This is a genomic window from Paraburkholderia sp. CNPSo 3281 (assembly GCF_024206515.1).
Classification (GTDB): Bacteria; Pseudomonadota; Gammaproteobacteria; order Burkholderiales; family Burkholderiaceae; genus Paraburkholderia; species Paraburkholderia nodosa.
Genome location: NZ_JAMBPS010000048.1, coordinates 17,334 through 34,763 on the forward strand (window position 1 = coordinate 17,334; position 17,430 = coordinate 34,763).

A 17,430-nucleotide genomic window follows, 5' to 3' on the forward strand; every position below is an offset into this window, starting at 1 on the left:
TCACTGAAGTGTGTCGAGCCACGCGCCGAGGTCGCTCGCCTCGGCGGGGGTGAGGGCAATGTCGGGCATGAGCGATTCGGGTTTGCGCTGCTGCGCATGCGCGACCCAGTCGAGCCGGTTGACGGACGTGTTGGCGAGCGTGCCCGCGGCGAGCAGGCGCCGCGAGGCGAGATGCGTGAGGTCGGGGGCCTGCGCGCCGCCCGACTGCGTGCCGCGCACGGCATGGCAGCCACCGCAGCGCGCGGCGAAAAGCTGCTCGCCGCGCTGCGCCGCGCCGCTTTGGGCGGCCGCGGCGGGCCGCTGTTGGGCATCGAGCCAGTGCGAGAATTCGGCGGGGGTTTGCGCCACCACTTCCATGGCCATATGCGCATGCTGGGGCCCGCAGAACTGCGTGCACTGCCCGCGCCATACGCCGGGGTGATCTGCTTCGATCCACTGGTGATTGACCTGGCCCGGTATGGCCTGGGTCTTGCCCGCGAGCGCCGGCACCCAGAACGCGTGTACGACGTCGGCGCTCTGCAGATCGACGCGTACGGGCTCGCCCGTAGGGATATGGATTTCGTTGGCGGTGACGAAGCTCGCGCCCGCCGGCGTTCGATAGGTCACTTTCCACCACCAGTCGTAAGCCGTGACGGTCACGGTGAGCGAGGGCGCGCGCGGCGGGTCGGCCACCGCGGCCAGCACGCGCAGCATCGCCACGAGCGCGCCCAGCAGCAGCACCGAGGAAATCGCCGTGCCGACGGCGACGATACGGTTCGCCGTGCGTTCGCCTTGCTCGTCGGCGACGTTCGTTTGTGACAACGCTTCGTCGTGCGTTGCATGACCGCGACGCCTGCGCCGCATCGCCAGATAGAGCAACAACGCAATGACGATGCACACCCCCACGCAGAGGACGGCGAGGCCCCAGTCGAGCGCCTGCACCGGACCCGATGCGGGGCCCGCGCTGTGCAGGAAGTAAGCGAGTGGGGTCATGAGCGGCGCAGCAGCGCAGGCGTCCAGAATGTTTTTCGCTTGCGCACCCGGCATGCCCGTGCGCGCCGCTTCGCTGCACGAGCCAGGCACCCGACGAGCGCCAGCCCGGCGCCCCTCAGGCGGAGCCGCACGAGTTGCCGGACCTGCCCGGAGCCTGCCGAAGTTGGCGAGGATGGCTAACGAACCCAACGCGAAACGAAGCGCAGAACGAAACGCGCAATGAACGACGCGCCGCGTGAGCGGCGCGCCGGATCACTTATGGTTCTTCTTCGGAATCTTCGCGCCGGACTTGCGCGCCTGGTTGAGCGCGATGGCAACGGCCTGCTTCTGCGACTTGCCTTGCTTCACTTCCGTCTTGATGTTCTTCGATATCGCTTCGCGAGTTTTTCCCTTGCTGAGTGGCATGGCGGCCTCCTTTTGAAATCCCTCTGCTTCAACGCACGACGCGTGCCCGCGGTGGCCATCAAAGCTCGCCGCGCGCGGCGAGCGCCCGGATGCGGTCGGCGGTGCGGCACGCAACGGCTTGAATGGTGAGCGAAGGATTCACGCCGCCCACGGTCGGAAACACGGAGCCGTCGCAGATCCACAAATTCGGAATGTCCCATGAGCGGCAGTCCGCATTCACAACGCTCGTTTGCGCGTCGCTGCCCATGCGCGCCGTGCCGTTCAGGTGGCAAGTGTCGTCGTCCTGGGTCCAGATGTCGCGCCCGCCCGCCGCGGCGAGCGCGCGGCTCATGAAGTCGAGGGCATGGTTCACGAGCCGGCGGTCGTTCTCGCCCATCGACCAGGTGACGCGCGCCACGGGCAGGCCGAGCGCGTCTTTCTCGTCGGCGAGCGTCACGCGGTTGCGTTCCTGCGGCAGCGTCTCGCCCACCATCTTGAGGCCCGCCTGATGGTTGTACTTCGTCATCTCGCGCATGAGCGCGTCGCCCCACAGGCCGCGGCTCGTTTGCGTCGCGGCCCAGACCAGCGGCAGCGGGCCCTGGCTCATGTAGCAATAGCCGCCGTGAAAGTCCTTGCCGTCGTCCTGATAGTTCCAGTGTTCGGTGAGCGCCAGTGAAGGCGGCCCCTTGTACCAGCGGATTTCGTCGTCGAATGCGCCCCACGCGGCCTGGTTCGTCTGCACCATGAGATTCTTGCCGACGAGCCCCGAGCGGTTCGCGAGGCCTTCGGGAAAGCGTCCGTTCGCGGAGAGCAGGAGCAGGCGCGGCGTTTCGATGGCATAGCCCGCCACGACTACGTTGCGCGCGCGCTGGAATTGCCAGCGCCCGTCGCGATGAAAATGCACGCCGGCGGCGCGCCCCGACGCGTCGGTTTCGATGCGGCCCACCATCGCGAGATCGCGGATTTCCGCGCCCGCGCGCACGGCGCGCGGAATCCACGTGACGAGCGCGCTCTGCTTCGCGTTGGTCGAGCAACCGGTCACGCAAAAGCCGCGATAGACGCACTGGTGCGCGTCGCCGCGCGGCGCGGAGAGCGTCGCGAGCGGCGTGGGCGCCCAGGGAATGCCGAGCGCCTCGCAGCCGCGCGCGAGCACGAGGCCCGCGCCGTTGATTTCATGCGCGCGATATGGGTAGCGCGGGCGTTTGGGTCCCCACGGGTAGTTCACCGGCCCTGAGATGCCGAGCGCCTGTTCGACCTCGGTGTAGTAACGCCACATCTCGCGCCAGTCGAGCGGCCAGTCCGCGCCATAGCCGAGCCTCGTGTGCGATTGAAACCATTCGGGCCGAAAGCGCAGCGAGACCATGGCGAAGTGCACGGTGCTGCCGCCGACCGCACGGCCGCTGTTGTTGCTGCCCAGCTGCAAGGGATTCTCGCCGTCGCAGATGCGTTCGTCGGTCCAGTAGAGCTTGGCCTGGTGGGTCTCGTCGGAGGCGAATTCTTCCAGCGGCCGCCACCATGCGCCCGCATCGAACGCGACCACGCGAAAGCCCGCTTCGGCGAGCCGGCAGGCGAGCGTCGCGCCCCCCGCGCCGGTTCCGACGATGGCGAAATCGACCGCCTCGTCGAGCGCGTATTCGCGCATGGGCATCCAGCCGCCGCGACGGAACACGTCGGGCGCGCGGCCGTGCTTGCCGCGCGGCGCTTCGTTTGCGTCGGTGATGTCGGCGAGATCAGCGCACACGCTCGTTCTCCCTGCGTGCGGCCTCGCGCGCCGCGTCGCTCTCGTCGGCGGCTTCGACGGCTTCCCACGGATCGCGCCGGTTCGTATAAAGGCGCACGTAGCCGCGCGGATTCGCCGGGCCGCCAAAGCCCATCGCATTCCACGCCAGCGGGTGCGACCAGTACGCGGCGCTCACGTCGTGCAGCACGCGCTTCTTGAAGAACAGGTCGCAAGGCATGTCGCGCCAGGCCCGGCTGTGCAGTTCGCCACGCTGCATGCGGGCGACGAGCGCGCGCCGCCGTTCGTCGTGCAACTGCGCAAAGTGCTCGCCGTAGGCCTTCACGCTTTCCGCATCGAGGGCGGCGAGCCCCGTCTCCCAGGCGGCGCGCAACGGCGGCAGGCGGGCGTCGCGAAAGCCGTCGCGGCGGTCGTCGAGCAGCTTGCCTTCCACGAGCGCGGCGACCGGCACGCGCGGCGCGTCCTTGCCGTTGGCGTTTTCGGGCTGCGGCACGATGGTGTCGCACAGCGCCACCAGCGTTTGCCAGTGGGACGGAGCGAGATAGCGCGCCCGGTTCGGCGTGTTCACGCGCACGTCGATCACCGCGCGTGTGGGGGCGTCCCACGAAGGCGTGTCGCGTTTTGCGAGCACGTCGTAGCCAGGATAGCTTGGCGTTCGGATCATCGTTCGGTCTCCCGCATGCGCAACGCGGCGAGCCCGGCGAGTGCGAGTGCGCTGAATGAAGGCGGCGCGGGCAAGGGCGGCCCCGCAAACAGATTTTGCGACCAGTTGCGCCAGCCGCCCTGCGCGCGCGCCACGCCGTTTGCATGAAAGCCGAATCCCGCAAAGCCGAGCGCCGTCGTGAGTCTTAGCCAGAAGCGCGCGAACACGCTCGCGCGGGCCGCATGGCAGGGCGGGGCCAACGCCGCATGCGCGAGCAATGCGCTGCTCACGGGCACGATGGTGACGGGTGCATACATCGCCGGATGCTGGAATGCGCCGCGAAAATGCAGCAACGCCGCTTCGGCCGCTGTGCCGAGCAGCCCTGCGCCGGCCACCAGCGCGAGCGCCTTGCCCGCGGGCATGCCGAAGAGCTGCGGGTCGTGCTCGGGCTCGTCGCGCAACTGCTCGGCGATCGCGCCCAGCACGCCGGAGAGTACCAGCGCGACGGGCGCACCCGCCGGCGCGCCGTAGAAGGCGTTGTGCCAGCTTAGCCCGCCGGGCCGTTTCGTCACGTTGTAAAGATGGAACGCGGTGCCCGTCACGCCGGTGGCGGCGCTGCTGAGCTGGATCGCATGACGCAGCCGGTGCGAGGCGGCGCGCCGGTCCGCGCCGCCGTGCAGCGCCGCGGCGAGCGCGCAGAGCGCCACGGCGGGCGGCAGGTACATCGCACGGTTTTCGAACGAGCCGCGATAGTGCTCCATGGCGCTGTCGGCCAGCACGGAGAGCGCGAGCAGCGCCGACCCATGATTGAAGCTGCGCGCCGCGGCCACATGCTTGCCGTCCGCACGCGCGTGCGCCGATTCGCGCAGGTCGCGCGTGGACCAGATCGCGAGCGCCGCGCCCGCCGCGACGCTCGCGATGGCCGCGGCGGCGCGCGTGGATTGTGTCATCGGCCTGTCCTCCCGGTTCGTTTGCTCCAGGCGAAACAGCAAGGCAGATGCCGCGGCGTCTACATCAACGGTGCAGGCAACAGCGAGGTTCCCGAGCGGGAACTGATCCAGCTCGACAAGGCGGGCTACACGGTCGCGCTCAACCATGTGGCGGTGGAGACGGTGGCACCCTATGTGGCGGCCGCCGAGCGCCCCGCGTTGACGAGGCTGCTCGGACGCATCGATCCCGAGGACGAACTCGTGGTTCTGCAGCTTTCCACCCTGGGCTGCAACGCGCGAGACGTGCTCGCCACGCTGCTCAACTGCCGCAAGGGGAAGATGGGCTGCGCTGTGTCGAACTGGGCGGCGTCGATCTCGCGGGGTGCCCTGAGCCGCAAGCGGTGAAGATGCGGCGCGCGGTGGTGCGCATGGAGGCGGCGGCGCGCAGCGAACGCAGCCGCAACGGCCTGAAGGCCGCGCAGCGCAGCGGGCGCCCCACGGGCAGGCCCGCCTCGCTTTCGGCGCACGACCGCGCGCGCGTGATGAGTTCGCTGGGCAGCGGGCTCTCGGTGAGCGAAGTGGCGCGGCGCTTCAGCACTTCGCGGCAGACGGTCCTGCGCATACGCGCTGCCGCGGGAACGACCGGTCTCAAGCGACCAGCGTATAAGGGTCCGCTTCCAGCGCGACGCCCGCACCGCGAATCACCTGCATGTAAGCGAACGTGTCGCCAACGGCAGCGCTGGCTTGTTCCGCGAGGCTGCGCACGTCTGCCGATTTTTCGGCGCTCGCCATCAAGGATTCGAGCGCTGCCGAATCCGCGAAGCCATGCGCAGCGGCCGCACTGAGCACCGCATCCAGAATACGCCGGGCCGCCGCGCGGGCGTCGACCGACGCGAGCGGGGCGCGGTAGGCGAGAAAGCCTGCCATCAGCAGAAAGTCCGCTGGGCTGATACGGTGGCCATTGCCAACCGGCACGCCTTCCGGCCTGTCGTGATATCGCGACATACATCGCCTCCCGATCTGGAGCGCTGTGATTGCTGCTGCGGATGCCAGAAAAATATAGTACAGAAAGCATCGCTCATGCCGACGAATGCGGTGTGCTGCGGTGTTCATTCGGCGGCGGCCTTGTTAAGTGGGGGTTTCGATAAGTTGGTACAGACGTTTATTCGACGTGCCGCGGCAGCAAGTCGTAGTATTCTTGACCCGGGCAAAGCCGCCATCCAGCAAAAGTGTCATGTTTTTGTAGGCTTCGAGACAAATTCACGATTTTTCTCCGAGGGCATTCATGAAAACGCTGTTTCTGCAGGCACCTTCCTATGAAGGCTTCGATGGCGGCGCGGGCTCGCGCTTTCAAACGAAGCGCGAAATCCGCTCGTTCTGGTATCCCACGTGGCTTGTCCAGCCCGCCGCGCTGGTCGAAGGCAGCCGCGTGGTGGATGCCCCCGCAGACGACCTGACGCTCGAAGCGACCCTGAATATTGCTCAGGAATACGAGCTGGTTATCATTCACACGAGTTCGCCTTCGTTCCAGAGCGACATTCAGTTCTGCGAGCACCTGAAGCGGCACAAGAGCACGATCCTCATCGGCATGATCGGCGCGAAGGTGGCGGTCGATCCTCATGGTTCGCTGAGCGCGAGCGACGCGCTCGATTTCGTGTGCCGGGAAGAATTCGATTTCACCTGTCTCGAGATCTCCCAGGGGCGCCCGTTCGAATCGATCCTCGGCCTGAGCTATCGTCTGCCCGACGGCGGCATCATGCACAACGACGCCCGGCCGATACTCGAAGACATGGATCAGCTTCCCTTCGTCTCGCCGATCTACAAGCGCGACCTCACGTCCGAGCATTATTTCAGCGGCTATCTCAAGCATCCGTATCTCTCGCTCTACACGGGGCGCGGCTGCAAGTCCCGCTGCACGTTCTGCCTCTGGCCGCATACGGTGGGGGGCCATCGTTATCGCACGCGCTCGGTCGAGCACGTGCTGGAAGAGGTGAAATGGATTCGGGACAACATGCCCGAAATCAAGGAGATCATGTTCGACGACGACACGTTCACGGATCTCAGGCCGCGCGCCGAAGAGATCGCGCGCGGGCTTGGCAAGCTAGGCGTGACGTGGTCGTGCAATGCCAAGGCGAACGTGCCGTACTCGACGCTCAAGGTGATGAAGGACAACGGTTTGCGCCTGTTGCTCGTGGGCTTCGAATCCGGCGACGACCAGATTCTCGTGAACGTCAAAAAGGGCGTGCGCACGGACTTTGCGCGCCAGTTCAGCGAGGATTGCCGCAAGCTCGGCATCAAGATTCACGGGACCTTCATCCTCGGCCTGCCGGGGGAGACGCACGAGACGATCCAGAAGACCATTCAGTACGCGAAAGAGATCAATCCCCATACCATTCAGGTCTCGCTCGCCGCGCCTTATCCCGGCACGGTGCTCCATAAGCAGGCGGTCGAAAATGGTTGGCTGAACGATACCAAGGTCATCACGCTCATCAATTCGGCCGGCACCCAGGCCTCGACGATCGGCTATCCGCACCTGTCGCGCGAAGAGATCTACCTTGGCGTCGAGGAGTTCTACAAACGCTTTTATTTCCGGCCGTCGAAGATCTGGGAAATCGTCCGCGAGATGCTGGTGAGCTGGGAGATGATGAAGCGGCGCCTGCAGGAGGGCGCAGAGTTTTTCAAATATCTTCGGGCGCGCAAGGTCTGAAGCAGCGTCCACTCCAAAGACAACGCCCGGGGTTTCCGGGCGGTTTTTGTCACTCACCTGTCATAGTTGCCGCTTTTCACCGCTGCGACATTTCGCGAATATTTACATACGCCATAACTCATAGCTTCATCGGGCCACCGGAGGAGACCGCAATGGCACCGAAAAGCAGGTCGCCCGCCATCGCGGATGTCGATGCGCGGCCGTCTCGCGCGCCGGACCATGCTCGCGAGAATCAGGCGCTTCTCGCGCTGGTCACCGCGCAACTCGATTCGCGTGAGATGTTGTTGCAGAGGATTGCGGACTTTGCGATGCGTCTGTGCGGTGCGCAATCGGCCGGCATTAGTCTGCTGGAGCGCGAAGGCGAAGAGCGCTACTTTCGGTGGCACAGCGTGGCCGGCAAGTTCGCGAACCTGTCCGGAACCCGAATCCACTGGAACGACTGTCCGTGCGCCGTCGTGCTCGAAGCCGGCAAGCCACTGCTTTTCACCGCGTTGAGCGACGATTTCCCGGTTCTCGCCCCCGCGTGCGCCGTCGTGCAGGAGGCGCTCATCCTGCCCATCGTTTCGAAAGGACGGCAACTGGGTGCGATCTGGGCTGCCTCGCTCGAAGAACGTTCGCGCTTCTCCCGTGAAGACCAGCGGGTGCTCAGCGAGTTTGCCGCCGTGGCCGGCTCGGCGCTCGATCTGGTCGAAGCGCGCGACCATAGTCGCATGCAGACGCAGCGCTATTCGGAAGTGATCGCCGTGCTCGCGCATGAGTTCCGCAACCCGCTCGCGCCGCTCGAAAACGCGTTCCAGGCGCTCCAGATGATCTGCGAAGACCGCGCGCCGCAGCGCGAATACTTTGCGGTTGCGCAGCGCCAGATCGCGCAGCTCAAACGTCTGATGGACGAACTGCAGGATGCGTCGCGCCTCGATCATGACAAGCTCTGCGTCAATCCCACCGATGCGTCGTTGAACGACATCCTTGCCGACGCGCTCGCCTCCATCCGCGAGCGCGCCGAGGCCCGCAGACATACGCTGAGCGTGCGTCCGCTCGCCGGCGATCTGCGGCTGTTCGCCGATCCGGCGCGTCTCACGCAGGTGATCGTGAACCTGCTTTCCAATGCCGTGCGCTATACGCCCGACGGCGGCGAGATCGCGCTCATCGTCGAACAAAAGGGCGCAGGCGACGCGCGCTGCGTCGAGATCTCGATTCGCGACAACGGCATCGGGATCGACCCGGCCGTGCTCTCGCGCATTTTCGAGCCGTTTGCGCAATTCGCGGGCAAGAGTGCGCGGCTGGAAGGGGGGCTCGGCATCGGGCTTCCCATCGCGCAGCGGCTCGCGCAGCTGCACGGCGGCGAGATTCTCGTGACGAGCGACGGCATCGGACGCGGCACGCTGGCGCGCCTCTCGATTCCCGTGCGAACGGGCGGCGCCGAAGCCGTCAAGCCGCTCGCCGCCGTGCTGGCGGGCAACGGGCCCGCGCGCGTGCTCATCGTCGACGACAATGCCGACGCGCGTTTCGCACTCGGCGCGTTGCTCGAGCTGGAGGGGCATGAAGTCAGAACGGCGGCCGACGGCACGAGCGCACTCAGTGTGCTGAGGCAATGGAAGCCGCATCTCGCGCTCGTCGATATCGGCATGCCGGGCATGAACGGCTACGAACTGGCGGAGCGCATGCGCGCCATACCGGATCACGCCAACGTGATGCTGGTCGCGCTGAGCGGGCATGTTTCGGACAGCGACCGCGCGGCGGCGCTGGCGGCCGGGTTCCATGCGCATCTCGCGAAGCCCGCCGATATCGGACGCTTGCGCGCGATGCTCGCGACGTGCGCGCAAGGCGCGTGGCGCTCGGCTGGCTAGCGCAGCTGCGAAGAGCCAGTCATTGTGGACACTTCGACTGGCGGAACTGGCACTCTGGCGAGCGTTGTTCCGTTCTATGGGGAAGTATCGAGGCCTGCCGGGAGCAGACCGATTTCGGCTGACGATTCGAACCCTGTTGCGAATTCGATTGCGCTTGCGTCGGCGCGATTACTCCAGATCGCGCGTTTCGAGCTCCACAGACTGGCCCCCGTTTTTCTCCAGCGCGTGCCGCGCGGCCAGTTCGATACTTGGGCGGTTCGCCTCGAACGCGCTCAATAGCGCATGCGCCGATGTGCCGGTGTTGCCGAAGCGGTCGTTCAGCGCGTCGAGCGATACGCTGCACCATACCGGGCGGTTGTCCACGTTGGCTTCGAACGCTACGCGTGCGGCAGCGACGGCGTGACGGCGACTCGTGAATTCGATTCTCATCCTGGTCCTCCGTGAGTTCCTTCGTTAAAGGGTAGCGCCTGGTGCGGCCAAGGGTGAACTCTTTTTGCGCTATTTGGCCTGAGCGTCACTGGCGGGGTCGCTGCGCATCATCTTGTCGTGGGTGGCGGGCCCCTTGGGCTTTTTCACAGGCATGTTGTCGGGGTTGGATTGGCTTGCCGTGCCTGGCACGGCTGCCGGCTGCCTCACCATCGGCGGCGCAGGGGGATGAGCAGGCGTTTGGGCCTGCGCGCCGGCTGACCGCGGGGAGGCGGCGAGCACCGCACAGGCGATCGCGCCCCAGACAAGAACATGGGGTGGCTTCATGGCTTCTCCGTGAGTTTTCGTCGTCATGTCCCTGCAAGATGTCGCGAATCGCATGCCCGCAACTGTGCGTTTGCGGCCAGTGAACAGGGTCTTTCGCATTGGGCGTGCCTGCTTCGCGTTCCATGCGCTCCGGTTAAACCCCGGCCATGCCAGGGTTTTGCCATGAGTTCTAGAATGAGGTCATGAGTGTAAAGGAGACCGTAATAACGTCATGGATACACAAGCGAAAACTTTCGAGGAATTGCTGCGGCGGGAATATCCGCACGGGTTCGTTTCGGACGTACAGTCGGATACGTTGCCGCGCGGTTTATCCGAGGACGTGATCCGTCTTATCTCGGAGCGCAAGCAGGAGCCTGACTTCATGCTCGAATGGCGGCTCGCCGCCTACCGGCATTGGCTCACGATGACGGAGCCGCATTGGGCGAGCATCGAACACCCGCCCATCGACTTCCAGGACATCGCCTACTACTCGGCGCCGCATACGCAGGTGAACGGCCCGAAGAGCCTCGACGAAGTCGATCCGGAACTCCTGCGCACTTACGAAAAACTCGGGGTGCCGCTGCAGGAGCGCGAGATGCTCGCAGGCGTGGCCGTGGACGCGGTATTCGACAGCGTGTCCGTCGCCACGACGTTTCGCCGGCAACTGGGCGAGCTTGGCATCGTCTTCTGCTCATTTTCGGAGGCGGTGCGCGACCATCCGGACCTCGTGCGCCAGTATCTCGGCTCGGTCGTGCCTTACACCGACAACTTCTTTGCCACGCTCAACTCGGCCGTGTTCAGCGACGGCTCGTTTTGCTATATCCCGCCGGGCGTGCGCTGCCCGATGGAGTTATCCACGTACTTCCGCATCAACGCGCGCAACACGGGACAATTCGAGCGCACGCTCATCGTGGCCGACAAAGGCGCTTACGTGAGCTACCTGGAAGGCTGCACCGCGCCGATGCGCGACGAAAACCAGTTGCACGCCGCTGTGGTGGAACTCGTTGCGCTGGAAGGCGCGCAAATCCGCTATTCGACGGTGCAGAACTGGTATCCGGGCGACGCACAAGGGCGCGGCGGCATCTACAACTTCGTGACGAAGCGCGGCGACTGCCGCGAGGCCAATGCCCGGATTTCGTGGACCCAGGTCGAAACCGGGTCCGCCATTACGTGGAAATATCCGAGCGTGATCTTGCAGGGCGACAACTCGATTGGCGAGTTCTATTCGGCGGCGCTCACCAACCACTATCAGCAGGCCGATACCGGTACGAAGATGGTGCATATCGGGCGCAATACGCGCAGCACGATTCTCTCGAAGGGGATATCGGCGGGCCGCGGCAAGAATGCTTATCGCGGGCTCGTGAAAATGGCGCGCTCGGCCGAGAACGCGCGCAACTACACCCAGTGCGATTCGCTGCTGCTCGGCGATCGCTGCAGCGCCTTCACGTTTCCCTATATCGAGGTGAAGAACCCGAGTGCGAAAGTCGAACACGAAGCGTCTACGTCGCGTATCGGCGAAGACCAGTTGTTCTATTGCCGGCAGCGCGGTCTCAGTGAGGAGGACGCGGTGTCGATGATCGTCAACGGCTTTTGCAAGGACGTGCTCAAGGAATTGCCGATGGAGTTCGCCGTGGAAGCGCAGAAGCTGCTGGGCGTGAGCCTGGAAGGCAGCGTAGGTTAAGAGGGAGTGAAGCATGCTGGAAATCCGCAATCTGAATGTCGAAGTGGAAAGCAAGCCGATTCTGCGCGGGGTGGATTTGCGCGTGAATGCGGGCGAGGTTCACGCGATCATGGGGCCGAACGGCTCCGGCAAAAGCACACTCGCCCATGTGCTGGCGGGGCGCGAGCAATACGTGGTCACGGGGGGCAGCGTGCAGTACGACGGCTGCGACCTGCTCGCGCTTGCGCCCGACGAGCGCGCGCGCCGCGGGCTCTTTCTCGCGTTTCAGTATCCGGTGGAAATACCGGGCGTGAGCATTATCTATCTGCTCAAGGCCGCGCTCAACGCGCAGCGCAAGCATCGTGGCGAGGCGGAGCTCGACGCCATGGACTTTCTCGCGCTGGTGAAGGAGAAAATGGCGGCCATGGAGATGAAGGAAGACCTGCTGTACCGGGGCGTGAATGAAGGGTTTTCGGGCGGCGAGAAAAAGCGCAACGAGGTACTGCAGATGACGGTGCTGGAGCCGCGTCTCGCCATTCTCGACGAGACCGACTCCGGGCTCGATATCGACGCGTTGCAACTCGTCGCCCGTGGTGTGAACCAGATGCGCAGCGCGGACCGGGCCATCGTGCTCGTGACGCACTATCAGCGCCTGCTCGACTACATCGTGCCGGACCAGGTGCACGTGCTTTCACAAGGGCGCATCGTGCGCTCGGGTTCGCATGAGCTTGCGCTCGAACTGGAGCGCAAGGGTTATGGCTGGCTCGGCGAGCAGGATAGCGACGGACCGGCAGCGGGGCAAGGCGCCGGCACGCAACATACGGCAGCCGCCAGGGAGCAACGATGAGCGAATCAACGCGCGAGCATTACCGCGAAGCCTTTCGCACGATGGCGGGGACGCTGGCGGGCGTCGAGCTGCCGTGGTTGCGCAAGGCGAGGCGGCACGCGTTCGACCGCTTCGAGACGCTCGGCTTTCCCGGCACGCAACTCGAAGCGTGGAAGTACACCAATGTGATGCCGATTGCGAAGCCGCATTGGCATTTCATGCCTTCGGACGGCGAGCAAACTGACTATGCCCGCCTGATCGACGACCTCGTGCCCGCCGATGCCGGGGGGCGTATCGTGTTCGTGAACGGCCGTCACGTGCCGAAGCTCTCGTTCTTGCCGCCTTTGCCGGAAGGCGCGTTCGTCGGCACGCTCGCACAGGCAATGCGCAGGATTCCTGAGCGGATCGAATCGATCATGGCGCGGCGTGCGCCCGAGGACGGCTTTGCGGCGCTCAACGGCGCGTTTCGCAGCGACGGCTACGTGGTCGTCCTGCCACCTGGCTGCGCGCTGGACTGGCCGCTGCACGTGCTGTTCTTCAGCAGCGAGGCCGCGCTCGCCATGCATCCGTTCAACGCGGTGGTGGCGGAGCGGGGGGCGCGATGCTCGATCGTCGAGCAGTTCGCGGGCATTACCGACGAAGCCTATTTCGTCAACACCGCCACGGAAATCGTTGCCGACGAAGAGGCCGACGTTCAGCATTGCCGCATCCAGCAAGAGGCGCGCAGCGCGTTTCATATCGCGCACGTGGGCGTTTCGCAGCGGCGCGCGAGCCACTTCACCTCGCACTCGTTCGCGTTTGGCGGTGCATTGTCGCGCACGCAGATCGACACGCGCCTCGATGCGGAAGACGCGCAAGCCGACCTGAACGGCCTGTATTTCGTGAGCGCGCGGCAGCACGTGGATCATCACACGCGCATCGACCATGCGATGCCGCGCGGCACGAGCCGGGAATACTACCGCGGCGTGCTCGACGGCGCTTCGCATGCGGTGTTCGATGGCCGCGTGATCGTGCACCAGGACGCGCAGCAGACGAACGCGCATCAAGGCAACGACAATCTGCTGCTCTCGCGCAATGCCGAGATCGACACGAAGCCGCAACTGGAGATTCACGCCGACGACGTAAAGTGCACGCATGGCGCGACCGTTGGCCAGCTCGACGAGAGCCCGCTCTTTTATCTGCGCTCGCGCGGCATAGACGAGCGCATGGCGCGCGCGTTACTCGTGTGGTCGTTCGCACGCGTGAGTGTGGATCGCGTGGAAAGCGCCGCGCTGCGCAGCCGGCTCACGCAACAGCTGCTCGCACGCCTGCCCGGTGGCGAATACCTGCGGGGACTGTCATGAATCTACTCGAACCGGTGGGGATTCCCGACACCGAAGCGGTCATGGGCTGGCGCCGCGACTTTCCGATTCTGCGGGAAAGCGTGCACGGCAAGCCGCTCGTGTACCTCGACAACGCGGCGACCACGCAGAAGCCCGCGAGCGTGATCGCCGCCGAGCAGGCCTATTACGAGCACGACAATGCCAACGTGCATCGCGGCGTGCATCTGCTGTCGCAGCGCGCGACCGACGCCTACGAGGGCGCCCGCGCGCGCATTGCGCGGTTCATTCACGCGGCGCACGAGAAGGAGATCGTGTACACGCGCGGCACCACGGAAGCGATCAACCTGGTGGCGCAAAGCTACGCGCGGCCGCGCCTTCAGCCCGGCGACGAAGTGCTCATCACCGCGATGGAGCATCACTCGAATATCGTGCCGTGGCAACTCGTCTGCGCGCAGACGGGCGCGTTGCTGAAGGTGGCGCCGATCGACGACGACGGCACGCTCGACCTCGACGCCTACGGGCGCCTGCTCGCCCCACGCACGCGCATGGTGGCGGTGGCGCATGCGTCGAACGCGCTGGGCACCGTCAATCCGCTTGCGCAGATGATCGAGCTTGCGCATGCGCGCGGCGTACCGGTGCTGGTCGATGGCGCGCAGGCGATCGCGCATCTTCCCGTGGACGTGGCCGCGCTCGATTGCGACTTCTATGCGTTCTCGGGTCACAAAATCTACGGCCCCACCGGCATTGGCGCGCTGTACGCGAAGGCTGCGCTACTGGAAGCCATGCCGCCATGGCAAGGCGGCGGCGACATGATTCGCTCCGTGACGTTCGAGAAGACCGAGTACAACGTCATTCCGTGGCGGTTCGAAGCGGGCACGCCGAATATTGCCGGCGCGATCGGGCTCGGCGCCGCGCTGGACTACGTCAGCGCGATCGGCCTGGAAGTGGCGCAGCGGCACGAGGCCGATCTGCTCGCGTATGCCGACACAGCATTGCGCGCGATGCCGCACGTGAGAAGGATTGGAACGGCGAAGGAAAAACTGGGCATCCTCTCGTTCGTCATGGAGAACGCGCACGCTCACGATATCGGCACGATACTCGACCAGTGCGGCGTGGCGGTGCGCACGGGCCATCATTGCGCGATGCCGGTGATGGAGCGCTATGGCGTGCCAGCCACGGTGCGCGCCTCGTTTGCGCTGTACAACACGCGCGCCGAAGTCGACGCGCTGCTGGACGGCCTCGCGCGCGTAGAGGAGGTGTTCCCGCTATGAGCGACTTGCGCGACCTGTATCAGGAAACGATCTTCGACCACTACCGTCGGCCGCGGAACTGTCACACCGTGCCCGGTGCGACGCATAGCGCCGAAGGCTACAACCCGTTGTGCGGCGACCGCGTCACGTTGTATCTGCGTATCGAGGACGGCGTGGTCAAGGACGCCGGGTTCGAGGGCGCGGGGTGCGCGATCGCCACCGCTTCGGCTTCGTTGATGACCGAAGCGCTCAAGGGCTGCACGCAAGCGGAAGTCGAGGCGCTGTTCGAACGCTTTCACGCCATGGCGACGGGGCCAACGGACCGCCCGGTCTCGGCCGAAGGGCTCGGCAAGCTCGCGGTGCTCGCGGGCGTGCGCGAATTTCCGGCGCGCATCAAATGCGCGACGCTTGCGTGGCACACGCTGCACGCCGCGTTGCGCGACGAGCGCGGGACCGTTTCGACGGAATGAATCTGCGCGTGCCTGGAGGCATATGACGATGAATACGCAAACGGCGAGCAGCGAGCTGCGCGAACGCGTGATCGACGCGCTGCGTTCGGTGTTCGATCCGGAGATACCCGTGAACATCTACGACTTGGGGCTCGTGTATCAGCTGGACGTGGACGCGGAAACGGGTCGCGTGACGATCCGCATGACGCTGACCGCGCCGGGCTGCCCGGTCGCGCAAACCTTCCCTGGCACGGTTGAAGAATACGTGAACGAGGTTGAAGGCGTGAGCGCGACGAACGTGGAGCTGGTCTGGGACCCGCCGTGGACGAGAGCGCGTATGTCCGAAGCGGCGCTGCTGCAACTGGGGATGCTCTGACATGGCCGACTGGGTGGACGTGGCGCCATACGCCGGGTTTCAACCGGGTGCCGTGCTCAGCGTCGATGTGGAGGGTACGCCGGTCGCCGTATTCAATCTCGACGGGACCTGTTATGCCATCGAGGACACCTGTCCGCACGATGGCGGCGTGCTCACGGGCGGCGACGTGGAGGGCGACGAGGTGATTTGCCCGCGCCATGGCGCCCGCTTTTGCATCAAGACGGGGAAGGTCCTCGCACCGCCCGCGTATGAGGACGTTGCGGTGTTCGCGGTGCGCGTGGAAGCGGGCATGGTGCAGGTGCGCGATACGCGCTGGGACGAGGGCTTTTCCTGAGCGCGGAAGCCATGCCGGCGCCTCACGCGCAGTTGTCAGCGGCATAGTGGGTGCGCGGATTGGAGGAGCGGTGGCTTGTACCGCTCGCGCCAGTCTCTGCGCTTTGCATGCGTTGCAACTATCGAGAGGCATCCATGAAGGCACTGTTCCATCTCGCGGCGGCGGCCGCGGCAGGCACGCTCGTGATGTTCTATCTGGACCCGGTTTCCGGCCCGCGTCGCCGCGCGAAGCTGCGCACCCCGCCGTTTTCGCGCCGTGGCGGCCGTGCGAACGTACACGGCCATGCGGCTGAGTTAGGCGTAGACGGCGAACTGGCGGGCCCGGGCGGCGGCATTGGCACCGCGCCGTGAGCGCGTCAGGGCGAGCGGCTTGCGCAAGGGCGGCGGTGAAATGGAAACCCATCGCAGAAGGAGTCCACCATGTCCGCTCTTTTACCCGACCTGAATCATCGCGTTGCGCTCGTGACCGGCGGCTCGCGCGGCATCGGACGCGCCATTGCCGTGGCGTTGGCTTCGGCTGGCGCGGCGGTTGGTGTGAATTACCGGCAGCGCGCTGACGAAGCGGACCAGGTCGTGGCGCAGATCGAAAGCGCCGGGGGCCGCGCGCTCGCGGTGCGCGCCGACGTGTCGTCGGCCAGCGAGGTCACCCGCATGATCGGCGAGATCGAGCGTCGCCTCGGCGCGGTCGATGTGCTCGTGAACAACGCCGGCACGGGCACGTTCAGCGACATCGAGTCGCTTACGGAGGCCGAATTCGACCACACGCTCGCCGTCAATCTCAAGTCGGCGTTTCTCTGCACACAGGCGGTGCTGCCCGGCATGCGCGCGCGTCGCTGGGGCCGCATTGTCAATCTCTCGTCGGTCGCCGCGCGCGGCGCAGGTGCCGTCGGCGTTCACTACAACGCTTCGAAGGCGGGCCTCGAAGGCTTGACGCGAGGCTACGCCGCGCGCGTGGCGCGAGAGGGCGTGACCGTTAACGCCGTGGCGCCAGGGCCCATCGACACGGAAATGGCCGCGCCGCTGAAAGCCGCGAACGTCGCCGAGCGGCTGCCCGTTGGCCGCCTCGGTGAAGCGGACGAGGTCGCACAGGTCGTGTTGATGGTGGTCGGCAACGGCTTCGTCACGGGGCAAACCATTGCCGTCAACGGCGGCGTCAGTTTCATATAGGCGCGTGTTCATTTTCGGGCCGCCGCGTCGCGGCCCGGTTAATCTAGTTCACCTTGTTTGCTAACCGGCGCGTGAGCGCTGCGCAATCTTCATAC

At 65.5% G+C, this 17,430-nt stretch carries 20 protein-coding genes; 13 read left to right on the forward strand and 7 right to left on the reverse strand.

What is annotated here, in order from left to right; all coding sequences use genetic code 11:
* The 5 genes from coxB to M3I56_RS31530 all read right to left on the reverse strand — a co-directional run bounded on the left by coxB (position 1) and on the right by M3I56_RS31530 (position 4,687).
* The gene (coxB, locus tag M3I56_RS31510) at positions 1–1,026 is read right to left on the reverse strand and encodes a cytochrome c oxidase subunit II (protein WP_375541824.1); all 1,026 of its coding nucleotides are present in this window, start codon (positions 1,024–1,026) and stop codon (positions 1–3) included.
* A 198-nt stretch (positions 1,027–1,224) separates the two neighbouring features.
* On the reverse strand, positions 1,225–1,377 hold the full coding sequence (locus tag M3I56_RS31515; protein WP_165979525.1) for a DUF6496 domain-containing protein: 153 nt from the start codon (positions 1,375–1,377) through the stop codon (positions 1,225–1,227).
* A gap of 58 nt (positions 1,378–1,435) precedes the next feature.
* Positions 1,436–3,097, reverse strand: coding sequence for a GMC family oxidoreductase (locus M3I56_RS31520; protein WP_254357262.1), 1,662 nt, complete (start codon positions 3,095–3,097; stop codon positions 1,436–1,438).
* Entirely contained in the window at positions 3,087–3,758 is a 672-nt protein-coding gene (locus M3I56_RS31525; protein ID WP_254357263.1) for a gluconate 2-dehydrogenase subunit 3 family protein, read from the reverse strand. The genes M3I56_RS31520 and M3I56_RS31525 overlap by 11 nt, the downstream gene beginning before the upstream one ends.
* Positions 3,755–4,687: a hypothetical protein gene (locus M3I56_RS31530; RefSeq protein ID WP_254357264.1), complete on the reverse strand. Its 933-nt coding sequence runs from the start codon at positions 4,685–4,687 to the stop codon at positions 3,755–3,757. Before M3I56_RS31530 ends, M3I56_RS31525 begins: the two co-directional genes overlap by 4 nt.
* A gap of 21 nt (positions 4,688–4,708) precedes the next feature.
* On the opposite strand from M3I56_RS31530, the gene M3I56_RS31535 reads away from it, so the two are divergent.
* From M3I56_RS31535 to M3I56_RS31550, 4 genes are all read left to right on the forward strand, one after another.
* Positions 4,709–5,071 carry a hypothetical protein gene (locus M3I56_RS31535; protein WP_254357265.1) on the forward strand — a complete coding sequence of 121 codons (363 nt, stop codon included), beginning with the start codon at positions 4,709–4,711 and terminating at the stop codon, positions 5,069–5,071.
* A gap of 420 nt (positions 5,072–5,491) precedes the next feature.
* Positions 5,492–5,986 (forward strand): hypothetical protein, encoded by a 495-nt coding sequence (locus M3I56_RS31540; RefSeq protein ID WP_254357266.1) that lies wholly within the window; start codon positions 5,492–5,494, stop codon positions 5,984–5,986.
* A complete protein-coding gene (hpnJ, locus tag M3I56_RS31545; RefSeq protein WP_254357267.1) occupies positions 5,952–7,373 on the forward strand; it encodes a hopanoid biosynthesis associated radical SAM protein HpnJ in 1,422 nt (473 codons plus the stop codon). The genes M3I56_RS31540 and hpnJ overlap by 35 nt, the downstream gene beginning before the upstream one ends.
* A 152-nt stretch (positions 7,374–7,525) precedes the next feature.
* Entirely contained in the window at positions 7,526–9,220 is a 1,695-nt protein-coding gene (locus M3I56_RS31550; protein ID WP_254357268.1) for an ATP-binding protein, read from the forward strand.
* Positions 9,221–9,388: 168 nt separating this feature from the next.
* On the opposite strand, the gene M3I56_RS31555 is transcribed toward M3I56_RS31550, so the two are convergent.
* A complete protein-coding gene (locus M3I56_RS31555) occupies positions 9,389–9,649 on the reverse strand; it encodes a DUF1488 domain-containing protein (RefSeq protein ID WP_028204289.1) in 261 nt (86 codons plus the stop codon).
* A 69-nt stretch (positions 9,650–9,718) separates the two neighbouring features.
* Positions 9,719–9,973, reverse strand: coding sequence for a hypothetical protein (locus tag M3I56_RS31560; protein ID WP_254357269.1), 255 nt, complete (start codon positions 9,971–9,973; stop codon positions 9,719–9,721).
* Between the two features lie 211 nt (positions 9,974–10,184).
* On the opposite strand from M3I56_RS31560, the gene sufB reads away from it, so the two are divergent.
* The 9 genes from sufB to M3I56_RS31605 all read left to right on the forward strand — a co-directional run bounded on the left by sufB (position 10,185) and on the right by M3I56_RS31605 (position 17,335).
* Positions 10,185–11,633, forward strand: coding sequence for a Fe-S cluster assembly protein SufB (gene sufB, locus M3I56_RS31565; protein ID WP_254357270.1), 1,449 nt, complete (start codon positions 10,185–10,187; stop codon positions 11,631–11,633).
* A gap of 13 nt (positions 11,634–11,646) precedes the next feature.
* Entirely contained in the window at positions 11,647–12,459 is an 813-nt protein-coding gene (sufC, locus tag M3I56_RS31570) for a Fe-S cluster assembly ATPase SufC (RefSeq protein WP_254357271.1), read from the forward strand.
* Positions 12,456–13,781 (forward strand): Fe-S cluster assembly protein SufD, encoded by a 1,326-nt coding sequence (sufD, locus tag M3I56_RS31575; RefSeq protein WP_254357272.1) that lies wholly within the window; start codon positions 12,456–12,458, stop codon positions 13,779–13,781. The genes sufC and sufD overlap by 4 nt, the downstream gene beginning before the upstream one ends.
* Positions 13,778–15,031 carry a cysteine desulfurase gene (locus tag M3I56_RS31580; protein ID WP_302057074.1) on the forward strand — a complete coding sequence of 418 codons (1,254 nt, stop codon included), beginning with the start codon at positions 13,778–13,780 and terminating at the stop codon, positions 15,029–15,031. The genes sufD and M3I56_RS31580 overlap by 4 nt, the downstream gene beginning before the upstream one ends.
* A complete protein-coding gene (sufU, locus tag M3I56_RS31585; protein WP_254357273.1) occupies positions 15,028–15,480 on the forward strand; it encodes a Fe-S cluster assembly sulfur transfer protein SufU in 453 nt (150 codons plus the stop codon). Before M3I56_RS31580 ends, sufU begins: the two co-directional genes overlap by 4 nt.
* Before the next feature lie 28 nt (positions 15,481–15,508).
* Complete coding sequence (locus tag M3I56_RS31590) at positions 15,509–15,835, forward strand: SUF system Fe-S cluster assembly protein (protein ID WP_254357274.1); 327 nt, start codon at positions 15,509–15,511, stop codon at positions 15,833–15,835.
* 1 nt (position 15,836) lies between these two features.
* Entirely contained in the window at positions 15,837–16,169 is a 333-nt protein-coding gene (locus tag M3I56_RS31595; protein ID WP_028204281.1) for a non-heme iron oxygenase ferredoxin subunit, read from the forward strand.
* Positions 16,170–16,303: 134 nt separating this feature from the next.
* Complete coding sequence (locus M3I56_RS31600; protein ID WP_254357275.1) at positions 16,304–16,519, forward strand: hypothetical protein; 216 nt, start codon at positions 16,304–16,306, stop codon at positions 16,517–16,519.
* Positions 16,520–16,588: 69 nt separating this feature from the next.
* Entirely contained in the window at positions 16,589–17,335 is a 747-nt protein-coding gene (locus M3I56_RS31605) for an SDR family NAD(P)-dependent oxidoreductase (RefSeq protein ID WP_254357276.1), read from the forward strand.
* Positions 17,336–17,430 lie beyond the last annotated feature (95 nt).